This is a genomic window from Parapedomonas caeni (genome assembly GCF_041060555.1).
Taxonomy (GTDB): Bacteria; Pseudomonadota; Alphaproteobacteria; order Sphingomonadales; family Sphingomonadaceae; genus CAUJIW01.
In genome coordinates, this window is sequence record NZ_JBEUDS010000001.1 from 206433 (window position 1) to 219090 (window position 12658).

The 12658-nt window shown below is 66.9% G+C and carries 10 protein-coding genes; 6 read left to right on the forward strand and 4 right to left on the reverse strand.

Annotation, left to right across the window (positions count from 1 at the left end):
• Nucleotides 1–2: 2 nt before the first annotated feature.
• Complete coding sequence (gene lepA, locus ABU113_RS00825) at nt 3–1814, reverse strand: translation elongation factor 4 (protein ID WP_454557565.1); 1812 nt, start codon at nt 1812–1814, stop codon at nt 3–5.
• Nucleotides 1815–2133: 319 nt separating this feature from the next.
• Nucleotides 2134–3180: a PEP-CTERM sorting domain-containing protein gene (locus ABU113_RS00830; protein WP_454557566.1), complete on the reverse strand. Its 1047-nt coding sequence runs from the start codon at nt 3178–3180 to the stop codon at nt 2134–2136.
• Nucleotides 3181–3637: 457 nt separating this feature from the next.
• Between ABU113_RS00830 and ABU113_RS00835 the strand changes: the two genes are divergently transcribed.
• The 5 genes from ABU113_RS00835 to ABU113_RS00855 all read left to right on the forward strand — a co-directional run bounded on the left by ABU113_RS00835 (nt 3638) and on the right by ABU113_RS00855 (nt 9503).
• On the forward strand, nt 3638–4342 hold the full coding sequence (locus ABU113_RS00835) for an FAD-dependent oxidoreductase (protein WP_454557567.1): 705 nt from the start codon (nt 3638–3640) through the stop codon (nt 4340–4342).
• 16 nt (nt 4343–4358) lie between these two features.
• Complete coding sequence (locus ABU113_RS00840) at nt 4359–4943, forward strand: hypothetical protein (protein WP_454557568.1); 585 nt, start codon at nt 4359–4361, stop codon at nt 4941–4943.
• A 46-nt stretch (nt 4944–4989) separates the two neighbouring features.
• Entirely contained in the window at nt 4990–5244 is a 255-nt protein-coding gene (locus ABU113_RS00845; protein WP_454557569.1) for a SemiSWEET transporter, read from the forward strand.
• Nucleotides 5245–5423: 179 nt separating this feature from the next.
• Nucleotides 5424–7808, forward strand: a complete 2385-nt coding sequence (locus tag ABU113_RS00850) for a TonB-dependent receptor (RefSeq protein ID WP_454557570.1) — start codon at nt 5424–5426, stop codon at nt 7806–7808.
• Between the two features lie 30 nt (nt 7809–7838).
• On the forward strand, nt 7839–9503 hold the full coding sequence (locus tag ABU113_RS00855; RefSeq protein WP_454557571.1) for an alkaline phosphatase D family protein: 1665 nt from the start codon (nt 7839–7841) through the stop codon (nt 9501–9503).
• Nucleotides 9504–9598: 95 nt separating this feature from the next.
• Here the strand turns inward: ABU113_RS00855 and ABU113_RS00860 are convergent, their stop codons facing one another.
• Nucleotides 9599–10213 carry a nitroreductase family protein gene (locus ABU113_RS00860; protein ID WP_454557572.1) on the reverse strand — a complete coding sequence of 205 codons (615 nt, stop codon included), beginning with the start codon at nt 10211–10213 and terminating at the stop codon, nt 9599–9601.
• Nucleotides 10214–10308: 95 nt separating this feature from the next.
• On the opposite strand from ABU113_RS00860, the gene ABU113_RS00865 reads away from it, so the two are divergent.
• Nucleotides 10309–12336 carry a TonB-dependent receptor gene (locus tag ABU113_RS00865; RefSeq protein ID WP_454557573.1) on the forward strand — a complete coding sequence of 676 codons (2028 nt, stop codon included), beginning with the start codon at nt 10309–10311 and terminating at the stop codon, nt 12334–12336.
• A 71-nt stretch (nt 12337–12407) separates the two neighbouring features.
• On the opposite strand, the gene ABU113_RS00870 is transcribed toward ABU113_RS00865, so the two are convergent.
• The gene (locus ABU113_RS00870) at nt 12408–12644 is read right to left on the reverse strand and encodes a DUF4170 domain-containing protein (RefSeq protein WP_454557574.1); all 237 of its coding nucleotides are present in this window, start codon (nt 12642–12644) and stop codon (nt 12408–12410) included.
• Nucleotides 12645–12658 lie beyond the last annotated feature (14 nt).

Sequence of the window (12658 nt, forward strand, 5' to 3'; positions counted from 1 at the left end):
GCCTACTTCTCGTCGCCCATCTTGAGCGCGGCGATGAAGGCTTCCTGCGGGATTTCCACCTTGCCGAAGGTGCGCATTCGCTTCTTGCCTTCCTTCTGCTTCTCCAGCAGCTTGCGCTTGCGGGTGATGTCGCCGCCATAGCACTTGGCGGTGACGTCCTTGCGCATCGCCGAGATGGTCTCGCGGGCGATCACCTTGCCGCCGATGGCCGCCTGGATCGGGATCTTGAACAGGTGGCGCGGGATGAGGTCCTTCATCCGCTCGCACATGTGTCGGCCGCGCGCTTCCGCCTGGCCGCGGTGGACGATCATCGACAGCGCGTCGACCGGCTCCTCGTTGACCAGCAGGTTCATCTTCACCAGATCGCCCTCGCGGTGGCCGATCTGGTGATAGTCGAAGCTGGCGTAGCCGCGGCTGATCGACTTCAGCCGGTCGTAGAAGTCGAACACCACTTCGTTGAGCGGCAGTTCATAGACCACCATGGCGCGGGTGCCGGCGTAGCTGAGGTTCTTCTGGATGCCGCGCCGGTCCTGGCACAGCTTGAGCACGGCGCCGAGATATTCGTCGGGCACGAAGATCGTCGCCTCGATCCACGGCTCCTCGATATGGTCGATGCGCACCACCTCGGGCATGTCGGCCGGGTTGTGCAGCTCCATCGAGGTGCCGTCGGTGAGGTGGATGTGATAGACCACCGAGGGTGCGGTGGTGATGAGGTCGAGGTCGTATTCGCGGCTCAGTCGCTCCTGGATGATCTCCAGATGCAGCAGGCCGAGGAAGCCGCAGCGGAAGCCGAAGCCCAGCGCGGCGCTGGTTTCCATCTCGTAGGTGAAGCTGGCGTCGTTGAGGCGCAGCTTGGCCATGCTCTCGCGCAGCTTCTCGAAATCGGCGGCGTCGACCGGGAACAGGCCACAGAACACCACCGACTGCACTTCCTTGAAGCCGGGCAGCGGCACCGCGTCCTTGGCGTTCTTGGTTTCCACCAGCGTATCGCCGACGCGGGTCTGGGCGACTTCCTTGATCTGGGCGGTGATGAAGCCGACCTCGCCGGGGCCGAGTTCGCCGATATAGTCGATCTTCGGGCGGAACACGCCGACGCGCTCGACCGTCTGGTCGTTGCCGGCGGCGAGCATGCGCAGCGACATGCCCTTCTTCAGCACGCCCTCGACGACACGCACCAGCAGGATGACGCCGAGATAGGGGTCGTACCAGCTGTCCACCAGCATCGCTTTCAGCGGCTTGCTGGCGTCGCCCTTGGGCGCCGGCAGCTGGGTGACCAGAGCCTCCAGCACGTCGTCGATGCCGATGCCGGACTTGGCCGAGGCCAGCACCGCCTGGCTGGTGTCGAGGCCGATGACGTCCTCGATCTGCAACTTGACCCGGTCGGGGTCGGCGGCGGGCAGGTCGATCTTGTTGATCACCGGCACGATGACATGGTCGTGCTCGATCGCCTGATAGACGTTGGCCAGCGTCTGGGCCTCCACGCCCTGGCTGGCGTCCACCACCAGCAGCGAGCCCTCGCAGGCCGCCAGGCTACGCGAGACCTCGTAGGCGAAGTCGACGTGGCCGGGGGTGTCCATCAGGTTCAGCACGTAGGTCTTGCCGTCCTTGGCCTTGTATTCCAGCCGGACGGTCTGGGCCTTGATGGTGATGCCGCGTTCGCGCTCGATCTCCATGTTGTCGAGCACCTGCTCCACCATCTCGCGGTCGGACAGGCCGCCGCAGCGCTGGATGAGCCGGTCGGCCAGCGTCGACTTGCCGTGGTCGATGTGGGCGATGATGGAGAAATTGCGGATCAGATTGATATCGGTCGTCATGGCGGCGGGCATAGCACCACGGCAAGCCCAAGGAAAGCGCCACGCGGGCCGGGATGCAGCGGTTGTCCGGGCGCGCAGCCGGGGTGGTCGCCACCCGAGGCCGGGCGGTCTGAAAGGGCCTCCCTGAAATGGCGTACCTGAAGTGACCCGACGGGGACATGCCCGGACAACAAAGAGGCGTCCGGCTGGGCCGAACGCCTCCAAGTTGGACAGGCGCGGGGGGTTATACCGCGCGTGATCCGGGTTCGGGCCTGTGCCGGGCCCGGATCAGATCAGGCCCGGATCAGATCAGGCCCGGATCAGGTCAGGCCCGGATCAGTCAGGCCTTGCGCCGGCGCCGCAGGGCGCCCGCACCCGCCAGACCCAGCCCGAGCAGGGCAAGGGTCGCCGGTTCCGGCGTCTCGACCGGATCATCCGTATCGATGGGGTCGTCGTTGACGCGCGAGATGGCGAACGACGAGGTGATGCCCATGAAGAACACGTTGTCGTCGAACGACGGGTTCTCGGTGAGGAAGGAGACATAGGTGTCGCCCGCCGTCACGAACGGCGCGGCGTCGATGATGTTGCCTTCCGCCAGGTTGTACAGCTCGTCGTCACCGGCGCCGCCGGCGCAGTTGGGGTCCGGGTTGGACGTGTTGTCGCCGATGCCGCCGACCGTCAGCAGGTCACCGTTGGCGGCGAGGAAGTTGCCGTCGTCATTGCCGCCGGCGCAGCTGGTCAGGCGGCGCGACACCGGGTTGGAGCTGGTCTGCACGTCAACCACGGTCACCTGGCCGGTGGAGTTGCTGGTGCTGTTGCCGTTGTACGAGAAGCTCGAGGCCAGCGACATGATGATGTCGCCGCTGACATAGGGCGAGTCGAAGGTCAGCGTCGTGGTGTCGCCGCCCAGCGCCAGCTCGCCATCGAGCAGGATCGCGGTGCCGGTGGTCGAGCCGTTGCGATAGACGACCACAAGCACGCTGCCGTCGGTGCTCTGCGTCTCGGCATAGCTGAAGTCATAGACGCCGCCGGCGCCGCCATCGATGATCGGCTTGATGATGCTGGTCACGTCGAAGCGGCGCACGCTCGCCGGGTTGGCGTTGTTGAGCAGCGCACCGTCGGCCTGATCGAGGGTAACGCCCTCCAGCACGGCGCCGTAGTTGCCGCCGCTGCCCCAGATGTCCGCGGTGTACAGATAGGCGGCGACGACCGTCGAGCCGGCCGGCACATCAGCGCGGATGACGTTCGATGTGCTGCTGGTGGCGCCGTCAATGCTCAGCGCGGCATTCTGGTAGCCCTGGAACAGCATCAGGCCGGCGCTTGCCGGCTGGGCCGCGAGACCGAGCGCAACCATGGCGCTGGCTCCCATCAACATCTTCTTCAACATGATAGTTCCCCTTCCATTCTTCAACATGATAGTTCCCCTTCCAGTGTCGGCCAGTTTCCGCGTCGCGCGCGGTTCGTCCGCGGACCCGGTCTGGCAAAGCCCCTCGCGTGCCATCCGATGAAAGGTGGCGACGCCAATGATGAATGGTGCATCAGGGATGCAGGTGGGCGCGAGCCAGTGCGGGAGCACCGTGTCAGCGCGACGGACGACTTTGCGTCCTGGTTTTCGACCCTTGACGATATCTTAAGCAAAGGGCGTGCCACAAAATAATATCACGTAAAATCAATATATTAACTGATCCAATTTCTCCTTGTTCGCTTGGAGTGTAAAAAACTTCGACAGATGGATGATGCGCGCCGGGGTTGGGGGATGCGATCCCCCTCTGGTCGCCGGCCGTGTTTGCCGTATAGTCGCCCCTGCATAGTCCGGCGGGCACTCGACATCGGGGGAGGGTTGAATGCGGCTGAAGGTGGCGATCATCGGTTCCGGTCCGGCTGGGTACTACACCGCCGAGGGACTGGTGAAGCAGTACGGCGACCAGGTGCAGATCGACATCATCGACCGGCTGCCGACGCCGTTCGGGCTGATTCGCGCCGGGGTCGCGCCCGATCACCAGTCCATCAAGGGCGTCACCCGTCGCTATGAGGAGACCCAGGCGGCGGGCGACATCCGTTTCTTCGGTAACCTGCAGATCGGTGACGCCATCTCGATCGCCGAGCTGCGGGAGCTCTATCATGCCGTGGTGCTGGCGACCGGCGCGCCGCACGACCGGCCGCTGGGTGTCCCCGGTGATGGTCTGCCGGGCGTCATCGGCGCCGCCGCCTTCGTCGGTTGGTACAATGGCCACCCGGATTTCGTCGACCTGGCGCCGCCGCTGGATACGTCCGCCGTCGCCGTGATCGGCAACGGCAACGTCGCCATCGACGTGGCGCGGGTGCTGGTGAAGTCGCCCGACGAAATGGCGGGCTCCGACCTTGCCCGTCACGCCGCCGAACTGATCCATGCCAGCGCGATCCGCGATGTCTACGTCTTTGGTCGCCGCAGTCTGCTTGATGTCAGCTTCACGCCGAAGGAAGTGGGGGAGCTGGCGGAACTGACGGACGCTGTGCCGCTGGTCGACCCCGGCCAGCTGCCCCCCCGACGGCGCCGAGGCCGCGCTTGATCCCGGCCAGCGCAAGGTGATCGGGCATCTGCGCAGCTTCGCCCTGCGGCGTGCGGACGAAAAGCCCCGGCGCATCCATTTCGTGTTCTGCGCCAGGCCATTGCGGGTTCTGGGTGAGGATCGCGCCACCGGGCTGGAGCTGGAGCGCACCTGCGTGCGGGATGGTCAGGCGGTGGGCACCGGCGAGACCTTCACCATCGACTGCGGTCTGGTCATCCCCTGCATCGGCTATCGCACCCGCTCCATCGCCGGGGTGCCGTTCGACAACGCGCGCGGTCGCTTTGTCAACGACGAGGGATTGATCGAGCCCGGCCTCTATTGCGTCGGCTGGTCGCGCCGGGGGCCGTCGGGCACCATCGGCACCAACCGTCCGGATGGCTTCGCCATCGCCGAGAAGATCGCCGCCGCCGGGCTGACCGGCGAGCGTGCCGGCCGGGCCGGACTTGGGCGCCTGATCGAGGAGCGCGACCTGTGGGTAGTGGGCTTCGACGACTGGAAAACGATCGACGCCGCCGAGGTGGCCCGCGCGCGCATCGGCGCGCCCAGGGAAAAGTTCGTGCGTATCGAGGAGATGCTGGCGGCGGCGGGACGGAGCGGCTAATCAAGGTCGCCCGCCGCTCCAGGCTGGCGTGAACGACGGAACATCCATGCCGCCCATCGAGATTCTCGGCCTGTGTGCCGCCTTCTGCTCCACCACCGCCTTCGCGCCGCAGGCCATCAAGGCGATCCGCCACAAGCAGACCCGTGACATCTCGCTGTGGAGCTACCTGCTGTTCATTGCCGGCATCCTGCTTTGGCTGGGCTATGGCAGCATGATCGGCAGTCTGCCGCTGATCGTCTGCAACGCCGTGACATTGCCGCTGGCCGCCATCACCCTGGTGTTGAAATTGCGCCACGGCTGAGGCGGTTCCGGCGACAACAGCCATTGGTTGTCACGACGGGTGCGGAGTCGTCATACGCATGTCATCGTCCGGTCCCACTAACCTTCGCATCTGCAGCAGCGGATCGCAAAGGAGGGACACCAATGGACGCGACGAGGTTTCTGACGACTGTTTCAGCGCTTGCGACCCTGGTCGCCGGGATGCCGGCGACGGTCCGGGCGGCTGACGACGGCGCTTTGCCAGAAATCATTGTCACGGCACAAAAGCGCGAGGAACGGGTGCGCGACGTGCCGTTCACCATCACCGCCTATGGCGGCGACTTTCTGCGCGAGGTCGGGGTTGGCGAGTTCGATGATCTGTCGCGCTATGTGCCGGGCCTCAACATTCAGGAACAGAGCCCCAACAATCCCGGCTTCGTCATCCGTGGCATCACCTCCGACGATGGCGCCTCCCAGTCGGCGCCGCGCGTTTCGATCTACTACAACGGCGTCGATGTCAGCCGCTCGCGCGGTTCCTATTTCGACCTGTTCGACATCGAGGCGATCGAGGTCGCCAAGGGGCCGCAGGCGACGCTGTTCGGCACCGCCGCCGCCATCGGCGGCATCAGCGTGCGCTCGACCCGGCCGCAGGACGGTACCTCGGCCAGCATCGCCGGCACGCTGGGCAACTATGATCGCCGGGGTGTGGAGGGTCACCTCAACCACGGCGGCGCGGTGTTCGGCGCCCGCCTCGCCTGGAGCGTCAAGCAACGAGACGGCTATGTCGAGAATATCGCCGGATCAGCGGATTCCCAGCGGCCCGGTGGCCCCAGGGTCGCCGATCTCAACGGGCAGGACGTGGCGGCGGTGCGTGGCAGCCTGCGCTACACGCCGGGCGAGCGCTGGGCCAGCGATCTGATCGTCAGCTTCGACCGCCAGACGCCGCCGGGCACGGCGTTCAAGTCGGGGAACTTCGTGCCCACCGGGGGCACCACCTCACCCTATGGCTTCGCCGAGATCGCAGGCGCGCCAAGCGCGCTGAGCGCCCAGTATCTCGGCGGCGACCAGCCGGGCCTCAAACGCACGGTGTGGGATATCAACCTCACCAACAGCTACGACGTCGGTGATCACTGGACGATCACCGCCGTGACCGGGTGGCGTAAATTCGACAGCCTGGAGGTGTTCGACGCCGATGGCAGCCAGGCTTTCTATCTGGAATTCGCCGAGGACGCCGAAGGTCGCCAGTTCAATCAGGAGTTGCGGGCGAGCTTCGCCTACGACAAGGTGAAGGGCTTCGTCGGCGCCACCTATTTCCGCGAGACCGGCAGCCAGCGGGTGCCGTTCCTGACCGAGGTAGGCACCTACGCCCAGTGCACGGCGCTGCCGTCGTCGCTGGCCGCCGCCTACGGCCTGCCTGCCGGCACGCCGATGAGCGTGCTGATCGCGCTGGGTGCCGGCTATTCGCCGAGCAGTCCGGTTGTTCAGGCGCTGCTGGCGACACCGTGCGTGGCCGCCAACGGCAGCGTGCCGGCCGCCGGCATCACCGCCGCGCTGACCGGCGGGCTGCTGAGCCAGCAGCTCTACACCTCGTGGACCCGCAACTCCGCCACCAACGAATCCTTCTCGGTGTTCGGCGACGTGACCTACACGCCGGCGCCGCGGCTTGACGTGACCATTGGCGTCCGCGCGGTTTGGGAGGACCGGACCGCGCGCTATGCCTCGAACGTGCCCAATGCCTATCTGGGCACCACCAATCTTGGTCTGGCGCCTCTGCCGTTCGCCAATACCGGTGGCGACACGGTCAGCGCCAGCGCCTCCAACAACGCGGTGATGCCACGCTTCAACCTGCTGTATCGCCTGAACGACGCCACCAACCTGTACGCCACCATCGGCTATGGCCGTCGTTCTCCGGTGTTGCAGTGGGACAGCGTGGCGAACGGCAGTGGTGTTTATGTGCCGACCCTGACCGAGGTTCCGGCGGAGAAGATCTGGAACTACGAAGGCGGCGTGAAATCGGCGCTGTTCGACAACCGGATGCAGCTGGAGGCGTCGGTTTATTATCAGACCTACGAGAATTTCCAGGTCAGCGTTGTCGAGGACAGCCGTGTCGTCACGCGCAATGCCGGCGAAGCCACCAACTGGGGCGCTGAACTGAGCCTACGGGGGCGGCCGGTCTCTGGTCTCCACCTGTTTGCGACGCTGGGCTATGTCGACGCCAAGATCGCCGACAAGGCGGCCAATGGCGAGTTCGCCAACAGCCGGTTCCGGTTGCAACCGAAATGGCAGACGTCGCTGGGCCTAACCTGGGATCAGCCTGTCGGCGAGTCCCTGCGCCTGTTCGTGACGCCAACCTGGACCTGGCAGTCGCAGCTCTATTTCGACGTACCCAACAGCGACCTGTTGTCACAAGATGGCTATCATCTGGTCAACGTTCGTGCCGGTCTGGGGGCGATCGACGACCGCTGGCAGGTGGAGGTCTTCGCCAACAACCTGTTCGACAGGAACTATCTGATCGATGCCGGCAATACCGGCGATTCATTCGGGTATCCCACCTTCATCGCGGGCGAGCCGCGCATGTACGGGATGCGCGTGAAATTCTCGATGTAACCGGCGCTGGCCAGAAGAGGAGTTGCAGACATGCTCAATCGGCGTGGATTTCTGAAAACGGGCGTGGCCGGCGGTCTGACCGCGGGCCTGCCGCTGGCCGGTGCACGTGCGCAGGCGGCGGGCAGCTTTACCCATGGTGTGGCGAGTGGTGACCCGCTGGCCGACCGCGTCATCCTGTGGACCCGCTATGTCCCCGCCGATGGCGCGGCCGCCGAGGTGGCGTGGGAGGTGGCGACCGATGCCGGTTTCGCCAGCATCGTCGCCAGCGGCAAGGGGCATGCCACGCCCGAGCGCGACTTCACGGTGAAGGTGGATGCCCGTCCGCTGGCGCCGGGCGGCCGCTATTTCTATCGTTTCCGCGACAGCGGCGGTCAGATTTCGACGGTCGGCCAGACCCGCACGCTGCCCACTGGTGCTGTCGAGGCGCTGAACATCGCGCTGTTCTCCTGCTCCAACTTGCCGTTCGGCTATTTCAACGCCTATGCCCATGCGGCGGCGCGCGATGACATCGACCTCGCGCTGCACGTCGGGGATTACATCTACGAGTATCAGCGCGGCACTTATCCGCCCGAGCAGGCCGTGGTTGATGGCCGTCATGTCGAGCCGACCAACGAGATCGTCGCGCTGGCCGATTATCGCCAGCGCTATGCCCAGTATCGCCGCGATCCCGACCTGCAGGCGGTGCACCAGCGGCTGCCGTTCCTGTGCGTGTGGGATGACCATGAGCTGGCCAACAACACATGGAAGGGGGGCGCGCAGAACCACCAGCCGGACAGCGAAGGGCCATGGGACCGCCGCTGGCGGGCCGCCTACCAGGCCTATTGCGAGTGGCTGCCGATCCGTGAGCAGGCGCCGGGCCTGATCTATCGCCGCTTCGACTGGGGCCGGCTGGCCTCGCTGATCATGCTTGATACCCGTTTCATCGGTCGCGACGAGCAGTTCGACTACAAGGAGTTGCTCGGGAGCGTCGACAAGAACGATCCGGCGGCCGTCACCCAGGCGCTGCGCCAGTTCGGCCAGACCGTGCTTGATGATCCCAGGCGGTCGATCCTCGGCCACGCCCAGGAACGCTGGCTGGCGCGACAGATGGCGGACTCCAGGGCGCGCGGCGTGCCCTGGCAGGTTCTCGGCCAGCAGGTGCTGGCCGGCTGGTCGCGCATGCCGCCGGAACTGCCGTCGATCCTCGGCCCGCAGACGCCGTCCTATGTACGCGAATATGTGTCGGCCGGCGCCATTGCCGGCGGGCTAGGCCTGCCGGCCAATCTCGACGCCTGGGCCGGCTACCCGGCGGCGCGTCGCCGGCTGGTCGACGACATTCTCAAATATGCCGACAACGCGGTCATTCTGGCCGGCGATACACATAACGCCTGGGCGTTCGAGCTGCTGGGCGGTCCCGACGGCCGGCCGGCGGCGGTGGAGTTCGGCACTCACAGCGTCACCTCGCCGGGCATGGAAAGTGCTTTCGAGAATACCAGCGGGCTGGCGGCGCTGCTGGTGGCGGCCAATCCCGAACTGAAGTGGGTCGACACCCACCATCGCGGTTATTGCACGGTCCGGTTCACGCCGGAGTCGGCGACCGCGGAATTCGTGTTGCTCAAGACCATCAAGGAGCGCTCGACCCAGCTCGACGGTCTGGTCCGCGCCGAGGTGAAGGCGGTGAAGGGGCCGGGGGTCAGTCCGCTGACATTCGGGTGAACAGGCTCACGCTGGACGCGTGCTGCGGCTTGCTGGGCATCGCCAGTGTCGCGACGGGGATGGCGCCATGACGGCCGCCATCCCCGGCGAACAGGCTAGAGGTCACATGCCGGTGCCCAGGTGCTGACCACGGCGTCGTAGTCGGGGCGTGGCCGTTCCTCCAGTGGCTTGTCGGAGGAACCGAGGAAGATGAATCCGGCGATGCGGTCACCGGGTTCGCCGCCCAGCAGGCGCACCACGCCTTCGGAGAAGGCGGGCCATTCGGTCAGCCAGTTGCCGCGATAGCCCAGCGCATGGGCCGCCAGCAGCAGGTTCTGGCAGGCCGCTCCGGCCGAGAGTTCCTGTTCCCACGCCGGAATCGGGTGGTCACGCTTCACCCGGCTCAGCACTGCCACCAGCACCGGCGCCTGGTGGGCAAACGCCCGGGTGTTGTCGATCAGTACCGGTGTTGCCTGCGGGTTCTCCGCCTTCAGCACCGCGACAAGCGCCTCGCCGAAGGCGGCGCGAGTCGCCTTGGGCACCACCACGAAGCGCCACGGCGCCAGCTTGCCATGGTCCGGCACCCGTGACGCACAGGTGAGAATCTGCCGCAGTTCGGCGTCGTCGGGCCCCGGTGCCACCAGGTCGCGCGCCTTGCCGGAACGGCGGCTGAGCAGCAGGCGCAGCGTCGAGCTGCGGTCGTTGAACGCAGTGGGGGCAGAGACGGTCATTGGGGGGCTCCCGCAAAAAGTTTTTGGGCCTGAGTCCAAGGCGAGCTAACACGCGGGGCATGACAAAAAAACCATGGATATTGGTCGCAGGCGCGGTGTCGCTCATCGCGTCGGGGGGAAGGGGCGCTGCGGCGCAGGACGTGACGGTGCTGGCCAGCCCGTTGCCGGCGCCACCGGGACAGGCCGCCTACAGCGTGCAGACGCTGGCGGCCGGGCAGCTGGCCAACCAGCCGGCCGACCGGCTCGACGAGGTGCTGAAGCAGGCTGCCGGTTTCCAGCTGTTCCGGCGGGCCGGCAGCCGTACCGCCAACCCGACCGCGCAGGGGCCGACGCTGCGGGCGCTGGGCGGCAATGCCGCCGCCCGGGCGCTGGTGCTGCTGGATGGCGTGCCGCAGGACGATCCGTTCGGCGGCTGGATTTCCTGGGACGTGCTGACGCCCGACCGGCTGGGCTGGGCGCGCATCACCCGCGGTGGTGGTGCCGGCGCCTTCGGCAATGGTGCACTGGCCGGGACGATCGAGCTGAACGGCCGGCCGCTCGACCGCGCCGGCGGCCTCGCCGCCAGGGCGGAATATGGCTCCTACGACAGCTGGCTGGCCTCGGCGATGCTCGATGCGCCGCTGGGGCGCGGGGCGGTCGGCCTGTCGGCGCGCATGGAGCGTTCCGACGGCTTCATCCTGATCCCCGCCGACCAGCGCGGCAGTGTCGACGTGCCGGCCAAGTCGGACAGCTGGAGCGTCGAGGCCCGTGGCGTCGCGCCGCTGGGCGACACGACCTCGCTGTCGCTGCGTGCGGTGGCGTTCGAGGAGAACCGGCTGGCCGGCCTTGAGGTCGCGCCCAACCGCAGCCTTGGCGTCGATGCCAGTGCCCGGCTGGCGGGCGAAGGCCACTGGCGGTGGGAAGCGCTGGCCTACGTCAAGCACCGGGTGTTCGAGAGCGGCTTCGGCGCCGTCGCCAGCGACCGGTCCACCGCGTCCGCCTCGCTCGACCAGTATAACGTGCCGGCCACCGGGGTTGGCGGCAAGCTGGAGCTGCGGCCGCCGGTGGGCGAGCATCATGTGCTGCAACTGGGCATGGACGTTCGCGCCGCCACCGGCGAGACGCATGAGCGATTCCGCAACCTGGGGTCAGGGTTCACGCGCCAGCGGCTGGCCGGTGGCGACGCGCTGACGCTGGGCGCCTTCCTGGAGGACAGCTGGACGCCGGGTGGCGGCGTCACGCTGACCGGGGGCGTCCGGCTTGATCACTGGCGGTTCTCCGGGGGACGCCGACAGGAGCGCGACATCGCCACTGGCGCGCTGACGCTGGACCAGGATTTCTCCAGCCGTTCGGGCACCCGTGCCAGCGGCCGGGCTGCCATTGCCTGGGCGCCGACGACGGCTATAAACCTGCGCGCGGCGGCCTACACCAGCCTCCGCACGCCGACGCTGAACGAACTCTATCGGCCATTCCGGGTTGGTAATGATGTCACCGAGGCCAATGCCGCCCTGAAGCCGGAGCGGCTGAAGGGCGCCGAGGTCGGCCTGCGCTACCAGCCGATCGAGGCTGCGAGCATCGATCTCACGCTGTTCGACAACCGCATCGAGGACGCCATCGGCAACGTCAGCCGGGGCGTCGGGCCGGGCGTCTTCCCGTCGGTGGGCTTCCTGCCGGCCGGTGGCGTCTATCGGGTGCGCGACAACCTTGATGAGGTGCGCAGCCGGGGCATCGAGGCGCGCGGCCATCTGGCCTATGGCGGCTGGCGGCTGGAGGGCGCTTACGCCTATGCCGATGCCGAGGTCCGCACGGCCGACGCCGCGCCGGGCCTTGAAGGGCTGGCGCTGCCGCAGGCGCCGCGCCACGCCGCCAGCCTGTCGCTGGCCTATGAGCAGGCGACGTTCGGTCTCATGGGGCAGGGCACTTACAGCGCGGCCGTCTGGGAGGACGACCTCAACACCCGCCGGCTCGACGAGGCACTGACACTGGACGCGCAGGCGTGGGTGAATCTGACGCCGTCGCTGACCATACGGCTGCGCGGGCAGAATATCACCGACGCGCAGGTGGACTCGGCGATTGCCGCCAATGGCGTCATCACCCGTGGCGCACCGCGGACGCTGTGGGTCGGGCTGAGCTGGAGCCGCTGAGCCCAGGCTGGCCGGGTAGGGTGATCGTGAGTCGCCGACGTCGCCTGGCGGTCTGCCGGCGCCGGGCGCTCTCAGTGCTGGTGATCGTCGTGCAGACCTGGTTCGAGCAGCTTGTGCATGTGGACGACGACGAACTTCATCTGGGCGTCGTCGACGGTGCGCTGGGCCGCGCTGCGCCAGGCCTTCTCGGCCGAGGCATAGTCCGGAAAGAAGCCGACCACTTCGAGGTTGTTCAGGTCTTCGAATTCGAGGCCGCGCGGGTCTTTCACCCGGCCGCCGAACACCAGATGCATCAGGTTGCTTGCCATTGTTCGTCCGTTCG